The 22,211-nt window shown below is 68.7% G+C and carries 24 protein-coding genes and 1 tRNA gene; 11 read left to right on the top strand and 14 right to left on the bottom strand.

Going from position 1 to position 22,211, the window contains the following annotated elements; genetic code table 11:
• Positions 1–177: 177 nt before the first annotated feature.
• A complete protein-coding gene (gene tesB, locus AC5JCN_RS16910) occupies positions 178–1,056 on the bottom strand; it encodes an acyl-CoA thioesterase II (RefSeq protein WP_495756253.1) in 879 nt (292 codons plus the stop codon).
• Between the two features lie 142 nt (positions 1,057–1,198).
• Between tesB and AC5JCN_RS16905 the strand changes: the two genes are divergently transcribed.
• Positions 1,199–2,422, top strand: a complete 1,224-nt coding sequence (locus tag AC5JCN_RS16905; RefSeq protein WP_495756252.1) for a ubiquinone biosynthesis hydroxylase — start codon at positions 1,199–1,201, stop codon at positions 2,420–2,422.
• Between the two features lie 15 nt (positions 2,423–2,437).
• Here AC5JCN_RS16905 and AC5JCN_RS16900 read toward each other — a convergent pair whose 3' ends face one another.
• The 4 genes from AC5JCN_RS16900 to AC5JCN_RS16885 form a co-directional block, all read right to left on the bottom strand.
• Positions 2,438–2,605 (bottom strand): Trm112 family protein, encoded by a 168-nt coding sequence (locus tag AC5JCN_RS16900; protein ID WP_495757666.1) that lies wholly within the window; start codon positions 2,603–2,605, stop codon positions 2,438–2,440.
• A gap of 103 nt (positions 2,606–2,708) precedes the next feature.
• Positions 2,709–3,374 carry an LON peptidase substrate-binding domain-containing protein gene (locus tag AC5JCN_RS16895; RefSeq protein ID WP_495756251.1) on the bottom strand — a complete coding sequence of 222 codons (666 nt, stop codon included), beginning with the start codon at positions 3,372–3,374 and terminating at the stop codon, positions 2,709–2,711.
• A gap of 26 nt (positions 3,375–3,400) precedes the next feature.
• Complete coding sequence (gene trxA / locus AC5JCN_RS16890) at positions 3,401–4,309, bottom strand: thioredoxin (protein WP_495756250.1); 909 nt, start codon at positions 4,307–4,309, stop codon at positions 3,401–3,403.
• A gap of 117 nt (positions 4,310–4,426) precedes the next feature.
• On the bottom strand, positions 4,427–4,951 hold the full coding sequence (locus AC5JCN_RS16885) for a prolyl-tRNA synthetase associated domain-containing protein (protein ID WP_495756249.1): 525 nt from the start codon (positions 4,949–4,951) through the stop codon (positions 4,427–4,429).
• Between the two features lie 155 nt (positions 4,952–5,106).
• Here AC5JCN_RS16885 and AC5JCN_RS16880 point away from each other — a divergent pair.
• A tRNA-Gly gene (locus tag AC5JCN_RS16880) sits at positions 5,107–5,181 on the top strand.
• Positions 5,182–5,265: 84 nt separating this feature from the next.
• Here AC5JCN_RS16880 and AC5JCN_RS16875 read toward each other — a convergent pair.
• Positions 5,266–6,288, bottom strand: coding sequence for an AraC family transcriptional regulator (locus tag AC5JCN_RS16875; RefSeq protein WP_495756248.1), 1,023 nt, complete (start codon positions 6,286–6,288; stop codon positions 5,266–5,268).
• Positions 6,289–6,384: 96 nt separating this feature from the next.
• Between AC5JCN_RS16875 and AC5JCN_RS16870 the strand changes: the two genes are divergently transcribed.
• Together AC5JCN_RS16870 and AC5JCN_RS16865 are read left to right on the top strand one after the other, a co-directional pair.
• Positions 6,385–7,944, top strand: coding sequence for an arylsulfatase (locus AC5JCN_RS16870; protein WP_495756247.1), 1,560 nt, complete (start codon positions 6,385–6,387; stop codon positions 7,942–7,944).
• 99 nt (positions 7,945–8,043) lie between these two features.
• Positions 8,044–8,436 (top strand): VOC family protein, encoded by a 393-nt coding sequence (locus AC5JCN_RS16865; protein WP_495756246.1) that lies wholly within the window; start codon positions 8,044–8,046, stop codon positions 8,434–8,436.
• A gap of 15 nt (positions 8,437–8,451) precedes the next feature.
• Here AC5JCN_RS16865 and AC5JCN_RS16860 read toward each other — a convergent pair whose 3' ends face one another.
• Together AC5JCN_RS16860 and AC5JCN_RS16855 are read right to left on the bottom strand one after the other, a co-directional pair.
• Positions 8,452–9,033 carry an ATP-dependent Clp protease proteolytic subunit gene (locus tag AC5JCN_RS16860; RefSeq protein WP_495756245.1) on the bottom strand — a complete coding sequence of 194 codons (582 nt, stop codon included), beginning with the start codon at positions 9,031–9,033 and terminating at the stop codon, positions 8,452–8,454.
• Between the two features lie 108 nt (positions 9,034–9,141).
• Positions 9,142–9,576, bottom strand: coding sequence for a hypothetical protein (locus AC5JCN_RS16855; protein WP_495756244.1), 435 nt, complete (start codon positions 9,574–9,576; stop codon positions 9,142–9,144).
• Between the two features lie 230 nt (positions 9,577–9,806).
• Here AC5JCN_RS16855 and AC5JCN_RS16850 point away from each other — a divergent pair, with 230 nt between their 5' ends.
• Complete coding sequence (locus tag AC5JCN_RS16850; RefSeq protein ID WP_495756243.1) at positions 9,807–11,033, top strand: alanine racemase; 1,227 nt, start codon at positions 9,807–9,809, stop codon at positions 11,031–11,033.
• A gap of 94 nt (positions 11,034–11,127) precedes the next feature.
• On the top strand, positions 11,128–11,451 hold the full coding sequence (locus AC5JCN_RS16845; protein WP_495756242.1) for a hypothetical protein: 324 nt from the start codon (positions 11,128–11,130) through the stop codon (positions 11,449–11,451).
• Between the two features lie 20 nt (positions 11,452–11,471).
• On the opposite strand, the gene AC5JCN_RS16840 is transcribed toward AC5JCN_RS16845, so the two are convergent.
• The 5 genes from AC5JCN_RS16840 to AC5JCN_RS16820 form a co-directional block, all read right to left on the bottom strand.
• Positions 11,472–11,735, bottom strand: a complete 264-nt coding sequence (locus AC5JCN_RS16840; protein ID WP_495756241.1) for a GlsB/YeaQ/YmgE family stress response membrane protein — start codon at positions 11,733–11,735, stop codon at positions 11,472–11,474.
• Between the two features lie 110 nt (positions 11,736–11,845).
• Positions 11,846–12,505, bottom strand: coding sequence for a hypothetical protein (locus AC5JCN_RS16835; protein WP_495756240.1), 660 nt, complete (start codon positions 12,503–12,505; stop codon positions 11,846–11,848).
• Positions 12,506–12,729: 224 nt separating this feature from the next.
• Positions 12,730–13,473 (bottom strand): helix-turn-helix domain-containing protein, encoded by a 744-nt coding sequence (locus AC5JCN_RS16830; RefSeq protein WP_495756239.1) that lies wholly within the window; start codon positions 13,471–13,473, stop codon positions 12,730–12,732.
• A 69-nt stretch (positions 13,474–13,542) separates the two neighbouring features.
• Positions 13,543–13,806, bottom strand: coding sequence for a hypothetical protein (locus tag AC5JCN_RS16825; protein WP_495756238.1), 264 nt, complete (start codon positions 13,804–13,806; stop codon positions 13,543–13,545).
• Between the two features lie 128 nt (positions 13,807–13,934).
• Positions 13,935–14,939, bottom strand: coding sequence for a hypothetical protein (locus AC5JCN_RS16820; protein ID WP_495756237.1), 1,005 nt, complete (start codon positions 14,937–14,939; stop codon positions 13,935–13,937).
• Between the two features lie 544 nt (positions 14,940–15,483).
• On the opposite strand from AC5JCN_RS16820, the gene AC5JCN_RS16815 reads away from it, so the two are divergent.
• From AC5JCN_RS16815 to AC5JCN_RS16795, 5 genes are all read left to right on the top strand, one after another.
• A complete protein-coding gene (locus AC5JCN_RS16815) occupies positions 15,484–16,914 on the top strand; it encodes a porin (RefSeq protein ID WP_495756236.1) in 1,431 nt (476 codons plus the stop codon).
• 179 nt (positions 16,915–17,093) lie between these two features.
• Positions 17,094–17,315, top strand: a complete 222-nt coding sequence (locus AC5JCN_RS16810) for a hypothetical protein (protein WP_495756235.1) — start codon at positions 17,094–17,096, stop codon at positions 17,313–17,315.
• Between the two features lie 185 nt (positions 17,316–17,500).
• A complete protein-coding gene (locus AC5JCN_RS16805; protein ID WP_495756234.1) occupies positions 17,501–18,748 on the top strand; it encodes a cyclopropane fatty acid synthase in 1,248 nt (415 codons plus the stop codon).
• Between the two features lie 199 nt (positions 18,749–18,947).
• Entirely contained in the window at positions 18,948–19,583 is a 636-nt protein-coding gene (locus AC5JCN_RS16800; RefSeq protein ID WP_495756233.1) for a 2OG-Fe(II) oxygenase, read from the top strand.
• Positions 19,584–19,681: 98 nt separating this feature from the next.
• Positions 19,682–21,418 carry an ABC transporter ATP-binding protein gene (locus AC5JCN_RS16795; protein ID WP_495757665.1) on the top strand — a complete coding sequence of 579 codons (1,737 nt, stop codon included), beginning with the start codon at positions 19,682–19,684 and terminating at the stop codon, positions 21,416–21,418.
• Here the strand turns inward: AC5JCN_RS16795 and AC5JCN_RS16790 are convergent.
• Positions 21,405–22,082: a protein tyrosine phosphatase family protein gene (locus AC5JCN_RS16790; RefSeq protein ID WP_495756232.1), complete on the bottom strand. Its 678-nt coding sequence runs from the start codon at positions 22,080–22,082 to the stop codon at positions 21,405–21,407. The two genes, AC5JCN_RS16795 and AC5JCN_RS16790, sit on opposite strands and share 14 nt — an antisense overlap.
• Between the last annotated feature and the right edge of the window lie 129 nt (positions 22,083–22,211).

Raw genomic sequence — 22,211 nt, 5'->3', positions numbered from 1 at the left:
GTCGTCCTGTCCCCTTACGCCACCGTTGCGTGCCGCTGAACGGTTCGAGCCGGGGAGACGGGAAACAAGCGCCGTGCCAACTGGCCCTTCAAGAGGCGCAGAATTGCAAAAAAGCGAGTCAGCCCGGTCATAAGTGGGCTGCCAATGAAATAGGCAGGTCAGAAAATCGGCAAATGCTTATTCGTTAGGCATCTTCTTTGCAACCCGCGGACGTATCAGCCCTTCCTGCGCAACCGAAGCAACAAGACGGCCGTCGCGTGTGTAGATCGAGCCCCGAGCCAGGCCCCTGCCGCCCCCCGAGAACGGGCTGTCCTGGGCGTAGAGCATCCATTCGTCGGCCCGGAACGGCGCATGAAACCACAGCGCATGGTCGAGGCTGGCGGCCTGGATGCCGGGGTCGAACACCGAGCGGCCATGGGCGATGAGCGTCGCATCGAGCAGCGTCATGTCGGACGCATAGGCGAGGGCGCACTGGTGCACCGCGGGGTCGTCGGGCAGAGGACCCGTGGTCCGGATCCAGACATGAAACACCGGCTTGAGCGGTTTCGGCGAGGCATACCGCTCGATTTCCACCGGCCGGAGCTCGATCGGCCGCTCGCGTTCGAAGTAGCGCCGGGCCGCCTCCGGCAGGCTGGGCAGGATGCGGGCGCGATACTCGTCTTCCGGCGGAAGCGCCTCCGGCGGCGGCACGTCCGGCATCGTCGCCTGGTGCGAGAGGCCTTCCTCCTCGGTCTGGTAGGAGGCGCTGAGCGTGAAGATGACGCTGCCGTGCTGGATGGCCTTGACCCGCCGCGTGGTGAAGCTGCGGCCCTCGCGCGTGCGCTCGACCTCATAGACGATCGGCACCGAGGGGTCGCCCGCGAGCAGGAAGTAGGCGTGCAGAGAGTGGGCCCGCCGGCCCTCGACGGTGCGGCAGGCCGCGACGAGGGCCTGGCCGATCACCTGGCCGCCGAACACGCGCTGCCAGGAGGAGGCCGGGCTGCGGCCGCGAAAGAGATTTTCCTCCAGCCGCTCGAGATCGAGCACGGAAAGGAGGATGTCGATTGCCGCCGCCATGGCCGTACCGTCCGAATGGTCGCTCCCCGGCCCTTATCGCACCCGCCCGCGCCAGCCGCCAGCGTCGCGGGGCGGGCCGCCGCATTGCCGGGGCAGCGGGCGCGGACTAGAACCGGCACAGGCAAGGGAGGCCGGGCATCGCATGAGCGCCGACACCGTCGTGGACGTCCTGGTTTCCGGCGGCGGCGCCGTCGGCCTGTCGCTGGCGGTGGCCCTGAAGCAGGCCCGCGGCGGCGCGCTGGCGGTAGCCGTCTGCGATCCCGCCCTGGCCCGCCGCGGTCCAGACGACCGCGCCTTCGCCATCGCGGCCGGCCCCCGCCGGATGCTGCAGGCGCTGGGAGCGTGGGAGGCCGCCGCGGCCCGGGCGCAGCCGATCACGGCGATGCGCATCACGGACAGCCGGGTCGGCGATCCCGTCCGCCCCGTCTTCCTCACCTTCGAAGGCGAAGCCGAGCCCGGCGAGCCTTTCGCCCACATGGTCGAGCATGCGGCGCTGCTGGACGGTCTGTCTGATCGGGCGCGCGAGGCAGGGGTCCTGCTGCAAACCCTGGAGGTGAGCTCCGCCACCGCAGATGCGGACGGAACGATGGTGACGCTCGCCGACGGCACAACCCTGGACACGCGCCTCGTGGTCGCCTGCGACGGCGGCCGCTCGCCGCTGCGCGAGGCGGCGGGCATCGGAACCGTCACGTGGCCCTACGGCCAGTCGGGGATCGTCGCCACGATCGCCCACGAGCGGGACCACGAAGGCGTCGCCCGCGAGCATTTCCTGCCGTCGGGCCCATTTGCCGTCCTGCCCCTGCGGGGCCGGCGCTCGTCCATCGTCTGGACGGAGCGGACGGCGGACGTTCCCGCCATTCTCGGCCTCGACGATGACGATCTCCTGGCCGAGATCGAGCGCCGCTTCGGCCTCGAGCTCGGGCCGATCGCCATGGAGACCCGCCCTGCAGCCTACCCCCTGCGCTACGCCATCGCGCGCAGCTTCGTCGGACAGCGCCTGGCCCTGGTCGGTGATGCCGCCCACACGATCCACCCTATCGCCGGGCAGGGGCTGAACATGGGATTGCGCGACGTCGCCGCGCTGGCCGAGGCGGTGATCGCGACGGCCTCGCTCGGCCTCGATCCCGGCTCGCCGGACGTGCTCGCAGCCTATGAGCGCTCGCGCCGCTTCGACACCGTGCGCATGGGCGTCGTCACCGACGTGCTGAACCGGCTCTTTTCCAACGATGCCGGCGTGCTGCGCATGCTGCGGGATGCCGGACTGTCCGTGGTCGACCGCCTTCCGGTGCTGAAAGGCGCCTTCATCCGCGAGGCGGCCGGAATTCCGTCGAACGGCCCGCGGCTGCTCCGAGGCGAGGCGCTGTAGCCGCCTCCGCCGCCCTCACATGTCGAGCGGCCGGGCCTCTTCCGGCAGCATGATCGGGATGCCGTCGCGGATCGGGTAGGCAAGCTTCGCCTGCCGGCTGACGAGTTCCTGCTTGGCCGCGTCGTACTCCAGCGGTCCCCGGGTCAACGGGCACACGAGGATCTCGAGCAGCTTGGGATCGATGCGCGTCGGGAGCGCTGCGCGATCCGTCGGAGCACGGTCTTGGGAACCGCGGTCCTGGGTTGCTCGGTCCTGGGAACTGCGGTCCTGGGAGGTCATGCGGGCCTCACTGCAGCGGGGCGTCCGAGCCGTCGTCGCCGCGGGCGAGTTCCATCTCGGTCACGGCGATCAGGATCTCGGCGCGGGACTTCAGGTCCGGCGCCTCCAAAAGCGCCTGCTTCTCGCGCGTCCCGAACGGGCTCATCATGCACAATGCGTTGATCAGCGCCTCGTTCGAGGCTTCGTGTACGCCGCTCCAGTCGATCTTCAGGTCGTTGGCGGCGAGAAAGGCCTTCAGCGTCCGGATGACGCCCTCGCGGTCGACCTGGTCCTCGCCGGCCCGCGCCTCGAAATCGACGGGGAAAGCGCCGAAATCGACCCGGCACTGCCGGTAGGGCGTGGTCGAGGGAAGCTCGTCGAGCACCCGGAAGCGCGCGATGCCCGTGATCGTCAGCAGGTAGCGGCCATCACCCGTCTCGGCGAGCTGGGTGATGCGCCCGGCGCAGCCGACCGCGTGCAGCTTGGGAACCCGGCTTTCGCCGTCACCCTCCGGCTGGATCATGCCGATGAGCCGCGACGTCCGCAGCGCGTCGTCGGTCATGGCGAGATAGCGCGGTTCGAAGATGTTCAGCGGCAGCTCGCCGCGCGGCAGCAGCAGCGCGCCGGGCAGCGGAAAGACCGGGATGACCGCCGGCAGGTCGCCCGCCCCGCGGTAGTGCACGTTGGTGCTCATTGTTACCTCCCGGCCGCGGGCGGCCCTCATCGGAACAGGACGGTCGAGAGCTTGCGGCGGCCCGCCACGGTCATCTCGTCCATGGGGCCCCAGGCCTCGAAGAACTGCAGGAGCTGCCGCCGCGCCCCGTCGTCATTCCACGTCCGGTCGCGCTTGATGATCTCGACGAGGTGGTCGGTGGCTGCCTCGCGGTCACCGCCCGCGGCCAGGCCCAGGGCGAGATCGAAGCGGGCCTGGTGATCGGCAGGATTGGCCTCGACCTGCCGCTGCAGGTCCGCGAGGTCGCCGAGGGACTCTGCCTGCTGGGCCAGTTCGAGCGCCGCCCTGGCTCCTGCGACGGCGGCGTCGCCCTGCTTGTCCTGCGGGATGGCCCCGAGCAGCCGCTCGGCCGTGGCGAGGTCGCCGAGGTCGACATGGCACTTGGCCAGCGATGCGAGGGCACGGACGTTGTCGGGCTCGACGGCCAGGACCTCTCCGTAGAGCTGCGCGGCGCCGGTGGCATCCCCGGCCGTGGCCAGCGCGTCGGCTTCCTGCAGCACCTCGTCGATGGGCTCGGGACCGGCCGGGCCGACCAGCCTCTCGATGAAGGCCTGCACCTGCGCTTCCGGCAAGGCGCCCATGAAGCCGTCCACGGGCTGGCCGTTCTGGAAGGCGATTACGGCCGGGATCGACTGGATGCCGAGCTGCCCCGCGACCTGCGGGTGCTCGTCGATGTTCATCTTCAGGAGCTTCACCTTGCCCCCGGAGGCCTTCACCACCTTCTCGAGGACGGGGGTGAGCTGCTTGCACGGGCCGCACCAGGGCGCCCAGAAATCGACGAGGACGGGTCGCCGCGTCGATTCCGTCAGCACGTCCTGCCGGAAACTGGCCGTGGTCGTGTCGGCGACGAGAACGTCCCCACCTCCGGCGTTCGCCGCAATCGGTTCAAAACTCATGGTCGATCTCTCCGGAGCCGTATGGCCCTCTGGCGTCGCGGGCCGGCCGCGATCCTTCGCCCGTAAAGATGGGGCGTTTCAGGCGCCGCGGCAATCACCGCCGCGCCTTCAACGCGGTCATTCCGTTTCGGCCGCGGCCTCGCCTACCGCCACGATCAGCGGTTCGTGACCCGTGGTGACAAGGAAACGGACGAGATCATCCCGCGATACGCCCGTCGTCATCGTGTTCACGAGCGGATGGACGTTGATGCGCTGGTGCTCCATCAGCCGCCGGTCGAGCACCACGGTGACGCGCTTCTCCCGGTCGTTGAGGGCGGCGAAGGGGGTCACCGAGCCAGCCTCCACGCCCAGCACCTCGCCGAGGAGGTCGGCCGAGCCGAAGGAGACGCGACCGCTGCCGCCGATGATCTCGTGCACGCGCTTGAGGTCGATGCGGGTGTCCTCCAGCGCCGAGATGAGGAAGAGCCGGCTCTTCTTGTCCTTGAGGAAGAGGTTTTTCACATGGGCGCCCGGAAGCTGGCCGCGCAGCCGCTTCGATTCCTCCACCGTGAAAACGGCCGGGTGGTGCTGGGTCTCATGGCGGATGCCGAGCGCGTCGAGCGCGGCGAAGAGGTCGTCGGGCGTGGCTCGCGTGGCTGTCATGATGCGTGTTCCGGCTGGACCGCAGCCCTTCTAGGAGCGGGCTGCCCGGCCGGCAAGCCGGGTGACGGAGATGGCAACCAGGCCCGGCACAACCCTGTTGCATCGCCAGTCGATATGCGGCATATACCGGCCGCCGGCCGATGGGCAGGCAGGATGCGGGTGTAGCTCAGGGGTAGAGCACAACCTTGCCAAGGTTGGGGTCGAGGGTTCGAATCCCTTCGCCCGCTCCATTTCTCCTCGCCAGAGGACAGTACGAGAGGCCGCCGCGAGGCGGCTTTTTCGTTTTTCGCGGTCCGCCGCTGCCGTGATGCTCGCTAGCCGCGCCCGGCCGCTTCGGCCGGCGCCAGGGCCCGGAAGACGCTCGGCGCCACGCCGGTGCCCTTCGTGAAGGCGCGGGTGAAGTGGGGCAGCTCGCTGTAGCCGAGCGACCAGGCGATGTCGGAGACGCTCATCGACGTCTCGCGAAGCAGGCAGCGGGCCTCGGCCAGGCGCAGGCGTGCGACAACCTGGCGAAAGGACGTGCCCTCCCGCTGGAGAGCCATTTGCAACGCCCGCGCCGAGACGCCGAGCAGGCCGGCGATGGTGGGCAGCGAGGCACCGTCATTTTCCGGCGAGAAGGTGATGAGGCTCGCCACCGCGCCGGCGGTGCTGGCGGGCTCGCGCTGCGCCATGGCCCGCTGGACGTCGGCCATCGTGACGCGCGGGCGCGGCTGCACGGCGGGGGCATCGAGAAGGGCGGAGGGGAGATCCAGTCCCGTCCCGCTGCTGCCGAACACGACGGGTGCGCCGAGCGCCTCCTCGATCCGCCGCCAGTGGACCGGCCGGGCATAGGGCAGGTGGTAGGCAAGCGGCATCCAGCGGGATCCGGCGAAGACGCGCACGGCGGCCAGCATCGGTTCGAGCACGTGGTCGGCGTGGAACGAGAGGCCGGTGCCGCGGCTATCGGCCGCGCGATAGCGCAGCAGCGCCGTGCCGTCGCGGTCTGCCAGCCGGATCGTCGCCCCCGGCTGGTGGTACTCGAGGGTTCGGTCGAGCCGCTTCACCATGTCGCGAAGGGTCTCTGCGCAAATGGCATAGCGCACCCAGACGCCGAACTCCCCCGGGTCCATTGCAGCCCCGACACGCAGGCCGAGGAGTTCGTCGCCCGTCGCACGGGCGCCTTCCTCGAAGAGGGCGTACATGGCCTGCATGGGGATCATGGCGTGCGGCGCGGCGATCAGGCTTGCGGGAACACCGGCCTTGCGCAGCACGCGGCTGAAGTTTCCATCGCCGGATGCGTCGCAGACCCTGGCGAGGGGGCCGAGGCCGGATACGCCCGTCAAGCGGAAGCGGCTCATACAATACGCTCGTGAAGCTTAGCCTGCGCAAAATGGTAAGCTTACTGTCGCGCTCGCGCCATAGGTTCGTCCACCTTCGACCAAACGAGGTGGATGATGCCGACACGACACTTGGCGAGACTTGCTCTCGCAGCCGCCGCCTGTCTTGCCGTGGCGCTTCCCGCCGCGGCGCAGCAGCCGAAAAAGCCCAATATCCTGGTGATCTGGGGCGACGACATCGGCCAGTTCAACATCAGCGCCTACAATCGCGGGATGATGGGATATCGCACGCCCAACATCGACAGCATCGCCAACGAGGGCGTGACCTTCACCGACTGGTATGGCCAGCAGAGCTGCACCGCCGGCCGGGCCGCCTTCATCACCGGGCAGTCGCCGATCCGCACGGGCCTCACCAAGGTCGGCCTGCCCGGTACGCCCGAGGGCATGAAGGCAGAGGATCCGACAATCGCGACGCTGCTGAAGCCGCTCGGCTACGTCACCGGGCAGTTCGGCAAGAACCACCTCGGCGACCGCGACGAGATGCTGCCGACGGCGCACGGCTTCGACGAGTTCTTCGGCAACCTCTACCACCTCAACGCCGAGGAAGAGCCGGAGAACCCGGACTATCCGAAGGACCCGAAGTTCAAGGAGCGCTTCGGCCCGCGCGGCGTCATCCACTCCTGGGCCAACCCGGACGGCACGCAGAAGATCGTCGACACCGGGCCGCTGACGCGCAAGCGCATGGAGACCGTCGACGAGGAGGTCACCAAAAGCGCGCTGGAGTTCATGGACAAGGCCAAGAAGGACGACAAGCCATTCTTTATCTGGTGGAACTCCACCCGCATGCACGTCTTCACGCATCTGAAGGCGGAATCGGAGGGCAAGACCGGATACGGCATCTACGCCGACGGCATGGCCGAGCATGACGGCATGGTCGGGCAGCTCCTCGCCAAGCTGAAGGAGCTCGGCATCGAGAACGACACCATCGTCATGTACTCGACCGACAATGGCGCGGAGACATTCACCTGGCCGGACGGCGGAACGACGATGTTCCGCGGCGAGAAAAACACCAACTGGGAAGGCGGTTACCGCGTCCCCGCCGTGATCCGCTGGCCGGGCGTGGTGAAGCCGGGGACGGTGGTCAACAACATCGGCGCCCACGAGGACATGCTGACGACGTTCCTGGCGGCGGCCGGGGACGCCAGCGTCAAGCAGGACCTGCTCACCGGCCGCAAAATCGGCGACCGCACCTACAAGGTTCATCTCGACGGCTACGACCTCGCGCCGGCGCTGAAGGGAGAGGGCGCCTGGCCGCGCCGGGAGTTCATCTACTGGACCGACGACGGCAGCGTCGCCGCGCTGCGCTATGACGACTGGAAGGTGACGTTCCTCGAGCAGAAGGCAGAGGGCCTGCGGGTCTGGCAGGATCCCTTCACCCAGCTGCGCGCGCCGCTGCTGACCAACCTCCGCATGGATCCGTTCGAGCGTGCCGAGCATGAGAACGCCATGGGCTACCAGCGCTGGTACATGGACCGCATGTTCGCGATCGCGCCCGCCGGTGCCTATGTCGGCGCATGGCTGCAGAGCTTCCGCGAGTTCCCGCCACGCCAGAAGCCCGGCAGCTTCAACCTGGAGCGGGTGATGGAAGCGGTGCAGAAGGGCGCTGGCGACAAGTAGCCGCCTGCCTCGTCCAGTCACTCAAGACAGCGCCGGGGGCAGCTTGAATCGCTGCTCCCGGCGCGCCTATTTTCAGGCCGTCCCTTCCGGAGATGGCCCTTGCTGTCGCATGTCTTCGTCGGCGTCACGGATTTCGAGCGCGCGATGGCGTTCTATGCGCCGCTGATGGAGGCCCTCGGCCACCGCCGGCGCTTTCTCGACCCGGATAGACCCTGGGCCGGTTGGGAGCAGGCCGAAGGGGGCCGGCCGCTGTTTCTCGTCGGTCGGCCGTTCACAGGTAAGGCCGCCGCCGGAAACGGGCAGATGGTCGCGCTGCTGGCTCCGAGCCGGGCGGCGGTCGACAGCGCCTGGGCGGTGGCACTCGCTGCCGGCGGCGCGTCGGAGGGAGCTCCGGGCCTCAGGCCCGAATACCACGCCGATTACTACGGCGCCTATGTACGGGATCCCGACGGCAACAAGCTGTGCGTGTGCTGCCATGACCCGGAGGGATGAGCGGGGCGGTGAGCCTCACCCCTCGCCGCTAGGGTGCGCCCGGATCTGCCGCACGCCCATGGCGCGCGCCTCCCTGCGCGTGATCCAGGCGATGTCGGGAGCACGCGTCTTGGCCATCTTGGCCAGCACGCTCTGGGGTACGCCGAAGCGCCGGCAGGCTTCCGCCATCGTCGCCGTGGCCTTGCTGCTGGTCGCGCCACCCGGCTCGTAGGCGGTGTGGACGCCGAGCCGCGCCATCGGCGTCGCCAGTTTCCGCGAGCCTGCCGCATAGACCACGAAGCAGGCGCTGGCGCAGGTGTCCCAGGCGAATGTCGTCATGCGGCGGGCGCGGACGACGTCGGCCATGGCCAGGCTCTCGATGAGGTAACCGCCCGGCGAGTTCAAAGCCAGGGCATGGACGGTGACGGACGCGCCGGCCAGCCCGTCCAGCAGGGCCTCTAGACGGTCGGTATCGCCGTGCTCGATCTTTCCCGACATGGAGACGACCACGCCGCCGCGCGAAGGCATGACGGTGATGTCGGCCGCTGCGGCGGGCCAGGCCAGCACTGCGGAAAGGGCAAAGGCGGCTGCCCGCGAGGCGGCACCGGCGAAGACCATGGCGAACTCCCGCTCAGGGCCGAACCGTCGCGCGCCCCCTCACGCCGGTCAAGGGCGCAGCGGCGCGCGGGGAGGCGCCATGCGGCCGCACCCCGTCGTCGCGGGACGTCAGGCTGCCAGCACGGCGGCGGCCTGTTCGGCGGGAACCGCAAGGATCTCGACGTCGCAGGGAGCACCGGCCGAAAGGCTCTCGTGCACCCGTTCGGCCTCGCGCACGATGGCGTGAACAAGGGCGCGGCAGCTACGCGTGGCCCGGCCGCGCTCGAGCGCGTCGGAGAGCCACTTCGCGGCCTCCTCGTCGACGATCCCGGTCGGGCGCTCGGCCCAGACCACGAAGTCGACGAGCTCGGAGACGAAGAACTCGGTCCAGGCGCGATCGGAGCGGCTGGTGTCCTGATCGAGGCGGATCAGGATCTCGGCCTCCTCGCGGCTCGAGATCCCGTCGGGGAGGATGTCGCGGCGCAGGCGGCGCACGTCGGCGAAGGCGATGCGGCCGCGTCCGATGATGTCGTCGGCAGCCTGGCGAAGACGATCCGTGTCCATCTTGGCACTCCGTTGTCCAAGGGGCGGCGTGTCCGCCCTTCGCCACAACAATGGTCCTCTTCCTTGAATCGGCCGCTAAAATTGTAGCTAAACGATCCCTCACCGGAATCTTTGCAGAATCTGAACGCAACGGCACCGGTTTACACGCCATAGGCACTGTAACTGCCGCCTGCTACCTTCCCGGTCACCTGCCGCGACACCTCGACCCGCCACCGACTCCAAGGCTCCCCATGAAGACCTTTCCGAGCGCCCGAGAGGCCGCACTGGCGCTGCGGCCCGACACGCCGCTCTACTGCTTCCGCCGCGACGTGCTGACCGCCGACACGCAGGCCTTCATGCAGGCTTTCCCGGGCAAGACGGCCTATGCCGTCAAGACCAACAGCGACCCTGCGGTGCTGGCGACCGTCTCGGCTGCGGGGGTGACCGCCTTCGATGTCGCGAGCCCCGCCGAGTTCGCGGGGGCACGGGAGGCGCAGCCCGGCGCCGAGCTCCTGTACATGCACCCCGTGAAGGCGCAGTCGGACATCCGGCTCGCGGTCGAGAGCTACGGCATCCGGGTCATGGCCGTGGACCACGAGGACGAGGTCGCCAAGATCCTGCGCATCGTGCACGCCCTCGATCTCGACCCTGCCGATTTCACGCTCTTCGTCCGCATCGCCACCAAGGGGCATGCCGCCTATGAGCTGTCGCGCAAGTTCGGCGCCACGCCGCGCCACGCCGTCGAGCTTCTGGACCGCATCGACAATATCGGCTTCCGCAGCGGCATCGCCTTCCACGTCGGCAGCCAGGTCGAGGATCTCGACACGTATGAGCGGGCCCTGGCGAGCGCTGCGTGGATCCGTGGCCGGACCCGGGCGGAGCTCTCCGCGCTCGACATCGGCGGCGGATTCCCGGCCCAATACGGGCCGGACCGGCAGCGGTCGGCCGCGCGCGTGCCCCAGGTCGGCGAACTGCTGGCCGACGTACTGCAGGAGGTGCGGGAATGGGGGCTGGACGATTTGCCTCTCGTCGCCGAGCCGGGCCGCGTCGTGGTGGCGCGCTCCCTCTCGGTCGTGGTGCGTGTGCTGCTGCGCAAGGGGCAGCGGCTCTACATCAATGACGGGATCTGGTCGTCGCTGTCAGACGCGTGGACGGGCAAGATCAGCCTCCCCGTGCAGCACATCGAGGATCCCTCGCGACGGAGGCCGGCGCGGGCGGGCGGGCTGAAGTTCGAATCGTTCCGCATCTGCGGGGCCACCTGCGATTCCGTCGACATCCTGACCCGGCCCTTTTGGCTGCCGGACACGGTGAGCACGGGCGACTGGATCGAGGTCGGCCACATCGGCGCCTATTCGCTGTCGTTGCGCACCCGCTTCAACGGTTTCTATCCCGACACGTTCGTTGCAGTGACGGAGCCGTTCGACATCGACAGCGCCATCATCGTGCCGCCGACGGAGCCGGCCCGGACGGTTGGCTGAAGCGCGCGATGATGGGCGGCGAAACCCTATGGCGTCTCGCGGATTCTCCTGCGAAGCGGCGGCGCGGCGGCCGTGCGCGGAGGAGGACGACATCATGGCGAAGGAACAGGAGACGCTCGTCACCGAGCGGCTCGACCTCACCGAGGAACTCGACGGAGTGACGCTCGACACGGCGATCGAACGGCTCAGCGCGCTGCGTGAGCGCCATGGCGCGGCGCGCATCGACATTGCCGCGTACGAGATCCATGGCGAGCCGCATCCGCGCTTCGCCGTGGAGGTGCAGCGGCCAGAGACCGCCGGCGAGGCTGCGCTGCGGCGGGAGCGCGAAATCAGGCACGAGGAGCGGCTGCGCAATCACTACGAGCAGCTGCGGGCGCGCTTCGAGCCCGGGCAGGGGAGCAGGCGGAGCAGCCGCTGAGGCTGCCCCGCGCCGCCGGATCAGGTGAGGGCGTTGCGACGGCCGGCCACCATTCCCCAGACAACGAGGACGATGATGGCGCCGACCACGGCGCCGATCAGGCCTGCGCCTTCACCGGCCCGGTACCAGCCGATCGCCTGGCCGAGATAGGTCGCCACGAACGCGCCGACGATGCCGAGGATCGTCGTCAGGATGAAGCCTGACGGCTCGTTGCGGCCGGGCGTGATCAGCTTGGCGATGACGCCGGCAACGAAGCCGATGATGATGGTCCAAAGGATGCTCATGGCGGTGCTCTCCGGGGGAGTTGCGGCGTGGTGCGCGGCTGCTGCGCCCTGTCGGGCGCGGGAACATCAAACGCGGCTCCCTCCGACTTGGTTTCCTGCCCAGTCTCCGCTCAGGGCGGGGGAGGGGGTGCCTGGGTGTTGCCCGGCTGCGGCTGGCCGGCCGGGCCCGGCGCCGCTTCCTGCGGCTGGTCTCCGGGAACCGGCGCGCTCGGGGCGTTCTGGGCGGGTGGCGTGACCTGCTCCGGCTGGGCGCCGGCGGCTGGATCAGAGGCGGGCGGAGTCGCGGGCGGTTCGGGCGCAGCCTGCGGGGACGGTGCGTTCGCGGCCGGGGGAGGCGGCGTCACGGCCGCCGGTGGCTGCGGCGGAGTTGCCGCGGGTGCCGGCGCCGGGGCAGCCGGCTGAGGCGCCTGCTCCTGAGCCGCGGGTGCCGGTGCGGTCTGGGACGGAGCCGGCGGGGTCGGTTGCGCTGCAGGCGCTGCGGGTGCGGGTGCGCTCTTGGCCGGTTCGGGGGCGGCCGTCGATCCCGCGGGCGCCGCGGCGGGCGTCGTCGCCGGTTCGGTGGTCTGCCATTCGTGGGTGAAGACCACTGCGGCAATGATCACCGCGGCGGCGATGATCGCGACGGTGATGCCGCCCTGCAGGCCGGAATGCGGCTCGTCCTGGCCGTGCGGAACGGCATGGCGCTCCTGCGCTGCTGCGGTTGCAGGGGCCGGGCTGGCGGGGCGCAGGTCCTGTCGCCGGTCGGAAAGGGGAGAAAGTCTGTCGGCCAAGCGATCCTCCGTACGTAGGACCGGCAAACGCACAGGACGCGCCGAAGTTCGATGGGGACCAAAGCGGGGCATAAACGCACCGGCCCCGCCAGCAGGAGGGGGCGTGCTGGCGGGGCCGGGTTGCCCGGAATGGTTCCGGGAAGGCTGGCTCGTCGGGGGTCTGGTGGGGTAACGCCGTTTCACCCGGCAGGTTCCCCGGCCGGTGACTTTCGCCGGGAAGAGGCTCAGCCCGCGTCGTCGTCGATGAGGGGTGCCGGCTTGGCGAAGCGTCGGAAGCTCTCGAGATCGGCGATCTCGAGGTCCTTGCGGCCCGAGATCAGCCCGTGCTCCTCGAGAAGCGCGAAACTGCGCGACAGCCGCTCGCGGGTGGCGCCCACATGCAGTGCCAGAACGTGCTTCCCGAACGGCAGCTTCATGTGCCCGGGAGTGTGCCGCAGTGCGCCGAGTATCCAATTGGCGAGCCGCTCCGGCGCGGTGCGGAGCTTCTGGTTTTTCACCTCGCGGAAGGATCGCCGCTCGTCCTCCACGAGAGTTCTCGCCACGCTGCGGGCAAAGGCGCTGTCGGTCTCGAACACTGTTCGCACGACGTCGGCTGGCACCAGAAGCAGTCGGCTCGGCGCCAACGTCTGCAGCGTGGCGAGCTGTGGACGGTCGACGATGACGGACGACAGCATGGCGGGCGCTACCGGCTCGACGATGGCCACCCCCGCTTCGTGCCCTGCGTGCTCGGCCACCAAATGCGCGAGCCCGTCGAGCACGATGTGGAGCAGCCGGGGTTTTTCGCCCGCCTCGGTCAGAATGGCGCCGGCCGGCACGCGCTGGACGAAGGCGTGCTTCCCGACGAGTTCGAGAGATTGCGTGCGAATGCCTTCGAACAGTGGCACCCCGGTCCAGCCATCCGGCCCCTGCGAGCCGGGATTTTCACGCTGAACGGACGAAAGGCTCAAGCCCTTGGTTCGTGTTTCCATTGCCCCGATCGTCGCGCCGGTTGCATGACGCTCCGAGGCGTCCGGGAAACACGGGCGAGTGACCGGCCACTATTTCCCGACACGTTGAACGATGACCGGGGCCTGGGGTTCCATCCCGGTCATCCTCGTCCCCATCACGAGATCGGCAACGGCGCGCGCCGCCGCCAGGCAGCCGCTGCACGGGACGCGGCAGGGCGCAGCGGCCCGGCCGAGGGTCTCCCGCGCGACGCGCGTCTGGGCCTCGCAGGCCGCCAGCGCGGCCCTCGCCAGCATCTCATCAGGCAGTCCCGGATCCGTTGGCACGCAGACGCTGGCCGTCTCGAGAGCGTTCACTGCGGGCTCCTGCGGTTCGGCTGTCCCTCCGGACTGCCTGGAGGGTGTGCGACAATCGCCGTGTGACCTTCGTCATTCGTTCGAACTTACATATTCAATCTCGGAGGCTGCGTCTGTCCGCAGAAACCCTACCGGCGGGCGGTCGTCGTGCTGCGTCGCGAAAGGCGCCGGGCGCCGATGCGAAGGCTGAGCGCGACGGGATCGGGCGGCGCCTGCCGGCGGTCGAGCTCGCTCACGACAAGTGACCCCAGCGCGGTCAGCCGATAGGCGGGCTGGCGCTTGTCTGGTTCGTCGGCGGCCTCGATCAGACCCATGCCGGCGAGGCTCTGGGCCGCCTGCACCGCGCTGCAGCCGGGGCCGGAGAACAGGTCTTCGGCCAGTGCATGCGTCACGTCGACGGTTCGGGCACTGCCGAGCGTCGCCAGGATCTGGAGAAAGGCCGTGCGGCGGGGGCCCATGTCGCCGAGGAGTTCGGCAGCAGGCGCCTTCGGTCCGGACCTGCCTGCGCCGCGCAAGGCGGCCCCCTCCGGGGTCACGGCGAGATAGCGGGACGGGCCCATCCGGAACGTCGCGACCAGCCCGTCGCCGGCGAGGCTCTCGATCAGCTTGTTGACCGCGTCCTGTCCGACGATGGCGACTGCGGCAACGTCGGCCGCCCGGTGAAAACGCCCGGGCTCCAGTGCGGCGAGCACGCGCAGCCGGGCGTCGGGTTCGAAGGACGGCCGGGCCGGCTGGAACGTGCGCGAGCCAGGCGTCGCATAGATCGGCTCCGCCGCGCCGTCTTCGGGCAGGAAGCGAATCACCTCGCCGCTGACAAGCAGGGAGGAGAGGGCACGGGCCACCGTTTCTCCCGGCAGGCGCAGCATGGCCTCCAGCTCAGGGCGGGTGCGGGCCTCGTCCAGGCGGGCCAGCACGGCGCTTCGCGCGAGGTCGTTGGCGGCCGGCGCAGCAGTGGTCGCCGCCTCGCGGCCGACGAGCATGTAGGTGCCGTGCCGGATGCGGCGGATGTCACCGCGACGCTCAAGGCGGCGCATGGCGGCCTGGACCAGGCCAGCGTCCACGTCCGACGACAGTTCAGAGACGATCTCCCGGCCCTTCCAAGCCTGTCCATCAGACAGTAGAGCGGTAATCATTCCCTCGACGGTACAGTGTGGGGTTGTACGCGTTCTGCGTGCAATACGCTCAATAGTTACGTCTGTTGGGCTGAACTCGCGTAACAGCAGCTCGCGAATTCTGGCCTCGGAGAGATGAGGAGCGTCGAGCTCGATCTTGTACCGCAGCATCGGGTGAAGACCTTTCTCCCTCGGTACTTGGCCAGAATTGGCACAACACCTCGGGAAACGCATTCATTTCGGCTTAATCACGCCATTGCCGGGGCCCGCCCGGGATATGCCATTTTTGCAACAGCGGGGTACTAAATCTCATTCTACGAGGATCTAAGTCAATATCCAAGTTGCGCAACCGGACGTTGTGAGTAGGGTTGGACCGCGGTCAGGGAGGTCCTTGGCGCATTCGAGTCGGACGGAAACGTAGCCCCGGCGGGAGTTCACTCCAGCGCTCGGTGAGCCTCGGGGACGTCCCCGCCAACAGGGGTTTTGGAATACCGCGGACGCCGCGCGACAGGGGCGGATCCGGGGGAGGCCAGGGCTCAGTCAGTCAACTTGTTAGGAGATCCTTATGAAGCTCATGAAGAGCCTTCTCCTCGGGACGGCCGCGGGCTTTGCCGCTGTCGCCGGGGCCCAGGCCGCCGACCTTCCGATGAAGAAGGCCGCGCCGGTCGAGTACGTTCGCATCTGCTCGCTGGGCGGGGGCGCCTTCGTCGGCTATGTCGTGCCCGGCACTGACGTCTGCCTGCGCGTCGGCGGCTTTGCCCGTTGGCAGTACACTGCCGGCACGCCCTACAACACCAACTTCTACCTGGTGAACCCGGACGGCACGAGCCGCTTCAGCAGCTCCGGCCGCGGCTACGGCCAGCGCTTCGCCGGTCAGTACGCCGTCGGCTCGGTGCAGCTCGACGCTCGTACGCAGACCGAGTACGGCCTGCTCCGTTCGTTCGCCGACATCCGCGCGGACGCCGGCTACGGCGGCGGTGGCGGCTTCATCGACAAGGCGTGGGTGCAGCTCGGTGGGTTCCAGGCCGGTAAGTATCAGTCGTACTTCGACTTCTACGCCGACGCCTTCAACAACATCGGCACGCTCGGCTCCGACCACTCCGTCGTCGGCGCGGCCTACACGGCCATCTTCGGCAACTTCTCGGCTGCCCTCTCGCTGGAAGATCTCAGCACGAACTGGGGTTCGCCGGGCTACTTCGGCAACAGCAGCACGAACACCGTGGCTGCTGGCGGCACCGGTCCGTTCGGATACGGCAGCGCCTTCGCCAACACCACGCCGGGCGGCTACCGTGTTCCCGACGTCGTGGCTCGCTTGCTCTATGCTGACAGCTGGGGCCAGGTTCAGCTGTCTGGTGCTGTCCACCAGCTGCGTGCCAGCACGACCATCTTCGACCTGAACGATGTCGGCGGTGGCGTTGTCACGGCAACGAGCACCGGTGACTTCAACGACGACACCAAGTACGGCTGGGCCCTCCAGGGCGGCGTGAAGATCAACGTGCCGTCGTTCGGTCCGGGCGACGCCCTGTACCTGCAGGCTGCCTACACCCAGGGCGCTCTGACGTACATCGGCGCCGGCGGCACCTACGGCTTCGGCAAGGCCACGCAGATCGCGTACGGCGCTGACGGCCTGCCGAACAACGCTGGCTCGATCCAGCTGACCAAGGGTTGGAACGCCCTCGCGGCCTTCCAGCACACCTTCACCCCCACCCTGAGCGCCGCTCTGTGGGGCAGCTACACCGCCATCGACTACGGCAGCGACGTGTTCAACGGCCGCGGCACGGTCGACGGCGTCGGCCTCGTCGGCCGCGACTTCGACTACTGGCAGGTCGGTGCCCAGGGCAACTGGTCGCCGGTGAAGAACTTCACGGTGTCCGGCACGGTCAACTACGTCGCTCTTCAGGCCAAGAACATCGCTTACGACAGCCTGAACGACGTTGCCTTCAAGAAGAACACGAACGGCGTCGCTTTCGCCCTCCGCGTTCAGCGCGACTTCTGATCCTCACCAGGATCGGGTCCAGGAAGCCCCGGCGCATTGCGCCGGGGCTTTTTCGTTCAACCGAACCCTTCGGTAATGCTCACAGAAACATGACACGGAAGTTTCGTCGTTTCGTCATCAGGCCATTGCAGAGGCCCAGCTAGGAAGGCGCGCATCACAACCAAAACGGGAAGACTCCCATGCGCACCCTTTTCCTCACCGGCAGCCTCATCGCGGCCCTCGGACTTTCTGTTCCGGCCTTCGCTGCCGGCCCTGCTCCCGCCGGCGGCATGAAGATGACCAGCGGCGCCTGCGGCAAGGCCCCTCGCTGGGACCAGTGCAAAATGCGCAGCTACGACCCCAAGCCGGATACGAAGACCCCGATCCCCTACGAGCTGGGCTCGGGCAAGAAGGACAACTGAGCCTCGGCCTGGCGCGGCGCCGTGCACCGGTGCCGCGCCTGCTCCCCACCCCTACGCGGCGCCATGGCGCATTGCCAATCACACCCCTGACATAAAATCCGTATTTTCCCCGACCTCAGCGCTTTCCACCGCTTGAAAGATGTTGTTAAACTTTCGCCGGGTGTTCTGGCGGGGTGCTGTTGGCCATGTACCTGCTCGGTCCGGTTTTTAAAGCGCGAATGAAGAAGGGGACGCTCCGCGTCGTCGATCACGCAGGCGTCACGCACGAATACGGCTCGGGTTCACCCCGGGTCACGATCCGGATCCATGACAGCGGCGCGCAATGGGCGCTCCTGGCGAATCCGGAGCTTGCCGCCGGCGAGCTCTTCATGGAAGGGCGGCTCACTGTCGAGGACGCGACGATCTACGACGCGCTCGAGCTGATCATGAGCAATTCCGGGTGGGAGACGCCCGACCTGCCTTCCCGGGTATGGGCGGCGATCCGCCGCCTCGGCCGCCGCCTCTCCCAGTACAATCCGGCGCACCGCTCGCGCAGCAACGTCGCCCATCACTACGACCTGTCGGACACGCTGTACGACCTGTTCCTCGACCCGGACCGTCAGTACTCCTGCGCCTATTTCCTCGACCAGAACGACACGATCGAGGAAGCCCAGGCCCAGAAGAAGCGGCACATCGCGGCGAAGCTCCTCCTGAAGCCGGGCCAGAAAGTGCTCGACATCGGTTCGGGCTGGGGCGGGCTCGGGCTCTACCTGTCGGAGATCGCTCCGGTCGACGTCACGGGCCTGACGCTCTCGGAGGAGCAGCACCGCGTCTCCAACCAGCGCGCGCTCGAGGCCGGGCGGCCGGACCGGGTGCGCTTCAAGATGCTCGACTACCGGCTCGAGGCCGGCAAGTACGACCGCATCGTCTCGGTCGGCATGTTTGAGCATGTCGGCGTCAACCACTACGACACCTATTTCCAGAAGGTGGCGGAGCTTCTGGCCGATGACGGCGTGGCCATGATCCACTCGATCGGGCGTGCCGACGGGCCGGGCGCGACCAATGCGTGGATCGCGAAATACATCTTCCCCGGCGGCTATTCGCCGGCTCTCTCCGAAGTGCTTCCCTCGATCGAGCGCGCCGGCCTCCACGTCACCGACATCGAGATCCTGCGGCTGCACTATGCGGAGACCCTGCGAGCCTGGCGCAACCGCTTCAACGCCAACCGCCACCGCATCCGCGAGATCTACGACGAGCGGTTCTGCCGCATGTGGGAGTTCTACCTCGCCGCCTGCGAGGCGACCTTCCGCCATGCCGGCCACATGGTGTTCCAGATCCAGGTGGCAAAGAAGGTCGACACGGTGCCGCTGACCCGCGACTACATCAGCGATTTCGAGCGCCGCCAGCCGCTGGCGGATCCGATCGCCCCCGTCAGGAGGGCCGCGGCGGAGTAGGGCCGCCGGCCCTACCACGCGCTGCGCCTCGCGGCCCGGCCTGGCCCGCAGCCGGGCCTTGCCGCGGCCGGAGGCACACGCTGCACGAGCGCCCCGCTTCGGCCCAGCGAGCGCAATTGCCCCGGGATACAACCGGAGGTAGAAGGCACGGGACATTCACCCGTGTGCCGGCGTTGCGACCGGCTCCTGGAGGTCCCCGATGAGCGCCAGTCCGGAAGTCCTCGACTACGAGGCGGTCCGCTCCGCACCGCTGTCGCGCGAGCCATATTCGTTCTTCCTCGGCGAGAAGTTTCTGCGCGAGGAGAAGATCGGAGCATTGCGTGAGGAGTTTCCCGACATCACCAAGCCGGGGTTCCTGACGGTCGACGACGTCGAAGTGCGCGGGAACTTCAAGACGCTCATCGACGAGCTGGAGAGCCCGGAACTCACGGAGGAACTGTCGAAGAAATTCGGCCTCAACCTCCACCCGTTCCCCCGCCTCACCACGATCCGCAAGATCTCGCAGGCCAAGGACGGCCGGATCCACACCGACGGCGAGAGCAAGGTGATGACCCTGCTCGTCTACATGAACGATGCCTGGCAGGATGCCGGCGCCGGCCGGCTGCGGGTCCTCAACGGGCCGGACGACTTCGAGGACATGGTGCTGGAAGTGCCTCCGACGATGGGCACGGTGTTCGCCTTCCTGCGCGCCGACAATTCGTGGCACGGGCACAAGCCTTTCGCCGGGGAGCGCCGCGTCGTGCAGGTCGCCTGGGTTCGCGACGCCGAGGAGCTCGAGCGCAAGAAGAAGCGCAACACGCTGGCCAAGACGCTCAAGGGCATCTTCGGCCGGTGAGTACCGCCGCCAGGCCATCGCGAAAGAGCCGGCGCGCCGCCTCGGCGCTGCTCAAGGCAGAAACGCGCGGCCTGCTGCTGCGGCTGTGGCACGACTGGATGAAGCCGCACTGGCCGGCGCTGCTCGCCATCGTCGCCCTGGTCGGCGTGCTGGCGGGCGCGTCGAGCCTCTATCCCGTGGTCATCAAGGCGGCCTTCGACGGCTTCGAGCAGCAGAACAAGCGGCTCGTGCAGCTTGTGCCCTTTATCGTCATCCTGGTGACGGCGGTGAAAGGCAGCGCCATGTGGGCGCAGGCCGTGCTCACCAACCGTGTCGTCACGCGGATCGAGGCCGACATGCAGTCGGCCCTCTACGGCCATCTCATCGAGGCCGATCTCGCCCGCCTGTCGCGCGAGACGCCAGCCGCGCTGACGCAGCGCTTCACCACCGACTTCACCTATGTGCGCGAGGGCCTCACCCGGCTCTCCACCGTCTTCCTGCGCGACGTCGCGACGGCGGTGGCGCTCGTTTTCGTCATGCTGTGGATCGACTGGGAGGTCGCGCTCGCGGCCCTCCTGGTCCTGCCCATCGTCGCTCCCGCCATATCCAGCCTCGGCCGCAAGCTGCGGCGCACGGCGCACTCCACCCAGGAGCAGACCGGCATCATGGCCGGCATGGTGACCGAGAGCCTGGCCGGCGTCCGGGTCGCCAAGGCCTACGGCATGGAGGGCCGCCTCAAGCAGCGCGCCGCGCGCACGTTCGAGGAAATCCGGCGGCTGAAGATGAAGGCCGCCAACCAGCGCGCCCGGCTCGACCCGTTGCTAGAGGTGGCCGGAGGCCTGGCCGTCGCCGCCGTCCTCGTCTTCATCGGCTGGCGCATCGTCAAGGGCCAGACGACGATCGGCGACTTCACCGGCTTCGTCACGGCGCTGCTGCTGGCGGCCCAGTCGATGCGCGCACTCGGCAACCTCAGCGCCGTGCTGCAGGAGGCGGCAGCGTCGCTGTCACGCTTCTATGCGGTGCTGGACGAGCCGCCGACCGTCGTCGACCGGCCGGAGGCGCGGCCCATCGCCATCGGATCGGGCGAGATCGCGTTCCGGGACGTCTCTTTCTCCTATGGCGGCGACGGGCCGGCGCTGTCCGGCATCGATCTCGTCGTGCCCGGCGGCAGCATGACGGCGCTCGTCGGGCGCTCGGGCTCGGGCAAGTCGACCCTGATGTCGCTGGTCCCGCGGCTCTTCGATCCGACGAAGGGCGTGGTGGCCATCGACGGGCAGGACCTGCGCGACGTCACCCTGGACAGCCTTCGCCGCCGCATCGCCGTCGTTTCACAGGACGTCGTGCTCTTCGACGACACCGTCGCCGCCAACATCGCCATCGGCCGCCCGGGCGCCACGCCCGACGAGATCGCCGATGCAGCGCGCGCCGCCGCGGCGCACGATTTCATCCAGCGCCTGCCCCAGGGGTACGACACGCCGGTCGGCGACCGCGGCATGCGCCTCTCCGGCGGCGAGCGCCAGCGTGTCTCCCTCGCCCGCGCCATTCTCAAGGATGCGCCGATCCTGCTGCTGGACGAGGCCACGAGCGCCCTCGACTCGGAGTCCGAGCGGATCGTGCAGGACGCGCTGACCCGGCTGGCGCGCGGACGCACCTCGCTCGTCATCGCGCACCGGCTGTCGACGGTGAGGGCCGCAGATCTGATCGTCGTGCTCGACGAGGGCCAGGTGGCCGAGATCGGCACCCACGAGGATTTGCTGGGCCGCGGCGGGATCTATGCCCGCCTGCACTGGCTGCAGAGCGGCGGCGAGGACATCGAGAGCGACGCCGTCCCCGGCACCGGCCTCATTCGCGTCTGAGCAGGCGGTCGACCAGGAAATCGGAGACGAGGCCGGGCCGGAACTCGCGCTCGAGCGCCTCCGGATCATAGGTGTGGCGCAGCCAGTCCTCGAAGCTCTGGCCCTTTTCCGCGCCCTCGACCCGGTAGCGCTCGAAGAAGGCATCGAGGATGCCCGTCTTGGCCCAGCGGAAATGGCCGTAGCGCAGCGCAAGTTGGCGGGTCGCCTCCTCGAGCGGGCGACCCTCATGCAGCAGCAGGTAGAGCGCCGCCATGAAGCCGGCCCGGTCGGCGCCCGACTTGCAGTGGACCAGCACGGGATAGTCGAGCGTCTCGAAGAACGCCTTGGCCTCCAGGATGGCCTCCCTGTCGGGCGCGCCGCGTGACCGGACGACGAAGTCGGTCAACGCCACCCCATGCGCCTCGCAGGCCTCGCGCTCCAGCGGCCAGGATCCGTATTCGCGGCCGCCCCGCAGATTGACCACCGTCTTCAGGCCCTGCCCGGCCAGCCTGGCGATCTGTCCCGGCGTGGGCTGTGCGGCGCGCCAGAACGACGGCGTCACCCGGTGCAGGTTGAGGTAGACGACACGGAAGATGCCGTGGTCGGCCAGCAGCATGTTGGCCCAGGCAGCAAGGCGCTGCCGGCCGCTCTCGATCGGCCGGTCCCACCGCGCGATGCGCGCCATGCGGCGATCCCAGCGATTGTCGGGCTTGGGGGTGCGGCCGGTCTTGACGATGCGGCTTAACAAAGAGGCGTTCCGGCGGCGGGACCGGGGGGCAATACCAGCACGCGTGCGCCGGGGCAACCATGGCGG

The organism is Alsobacter sp. (assembly GCF_059501845.1).
Note: the sequence above shows the minus strand (reverse complement) of the source record. Positions and strands in the feature narration are given on the sequence as shown.

Excerpts from the sequence above, each read along its gene's own strand:
- tesB (WP_495756253.1), bottom strand. The coding sequence starts at position 1,056 with ATGGCGGCGGCAATCGACATCCTCCTTTCCGTGCTCGATCTCGAGCGG.
- AC5JCN_RS16905 (WP_495756252.1), top strand. The coding sequence starts at position 1,199 with ATGAGCGCCGACACCGTCGTGGACGTCCTGGTTTCCGGCGGCGGCGCC.
- AC5JCN_RS16895 (WP_495756251.1), bottom strand. The coding sequence starts at position 3,374 with ATGAGCACCAACGTGCACTACCGCGGGGCGGGCGACCTGCCGGCGGTC.
- trxA (WP_495756250.1), bottom strand. The coding sequence starts at position 4,309 with ATGAGTTTTGAACCGATTGCGGCGAACGCCGGAGGTGGGGACGTTCTC.
- AC5JCN_RS16885 (WP_495756249.1), bottom strand. The coding sequence starts at position 4,951 with ATGACAGCCACGCGAGCCACGCCCGACGACCTCTTCGCCGCGCTCGAC.
- AC5JCN_RS16875 (WP_495756248.1), bottom strand. The coding sequence starts at position 6,288 with ATGAGCCGCTTCCGCTTGACGGGCGTATCCGGCCTCGGCCCCCTCGCC.
- AC5JCN_RS16870 (WP_495756247.1), top strand. The coding sequence starts at position 6,385 with ATGCCGACACGACACTTGGCGAGACTTGCTCTCGCAGCCGCCGCCTGT.
- AC5JCN_RS16860 (WP_495756245.1), bottom strand. The coding sequence starts at position 9,033 with ATGGTCTTCGCCGGTGCCGCCTCGCGGGCAGCCGCCTTTGCCCTTTCC.
- AC5JCN_RS16855 (WP_495756244.1), bottom strand. The coding sequence starts at position 9,576 with ATGGACACGGATCGTCTTCGCCAGGCTGCCGACGACATCATCGGACGC.
- AC5JCN_RS16850 (WP_495756243.1), top strand. The coding sequence starts at position 9,807 with ATGAAGACCTTTCCGAGCGCCCGAGAGGCCGCACTGGCGCTGCGGCCC.
- AC5JCN_RS16845 (WP_495756242.1), top strand. The coding sequence starts at position 11,128 with ATGGCGAAGGAACAGGAGACGCTCGTCACCGAGCGGCTCGACCTCACC.
- AC5JCN_RS16840 (WP_495756241.1), bottom strand. The coding sequence starts at position 11,735 with ATGAGCATCCTTTGGACCATCATCATCGGCTTCGTTGCCGGCGTCATC.
- AC5JCN_RS16830 (WP_495756239.1), bottom strand. The coding sequence starts at position 13,473 with ATGGAAACACGAACCAAGGGCTTGAGCCTTTCGTCCGTTCAGCGTGAA.
- AC5JCN_RS16820 (WP_495756237.1), bottom strand. The coding sequence starts at position 14,939 with ATGATTACCGCTCTACTGTCTGATGGACAGGCTTGGAAGGGCCGGGAG.
- AC5JCN_RS16815 (WP_495756236.1), top strand. The coding sequence starts at position 15,484 with ATGAAGCTCATGAAGAGCCTTCTCCTCGGGACGGCCGCGGGCTTTGCC.
- AC5JCN_RS16810 (WP_495756235.1), top strand. The coding sequence starts at position 17,094 with ATGCGCACCCTTTTCCTCACCGGCAGCCTCATCGCGGCCCTCGGACTT.
- AC5JCN_RS16805 (WP_495756234.1), top strand. The coding sequence starts at position 17,501 with ATGTACCTGCTCGGTCCGGTTTTTAAAGCGCGAATGAAGAAGGGGACG.
- AC5JCN_RS16800 (WP_495756233.1), top strand. The coding sequence starts at position 18,948 with ATGAGCGCCAGTCCGGAAGTCCTCGACTACGAGGCGGTCCGCTCCGCA.
- AC5JCN_RS16795 (WP_495757665.1), top strand. The coding sequence starts at position 19,682 with ATGAAGCCGCACTGGCCGGCGCTGCTCGCCATCGTCGCCCTGGTCGGC.
- AC5JCN_RS16790 (WP_495756232.1), bottom strand. The coding sequence starts at position 22,082 with ATGGCGCGCATCGCGCGGTGGGACCGGCCGATCGAGAGCGGCCGGCAG.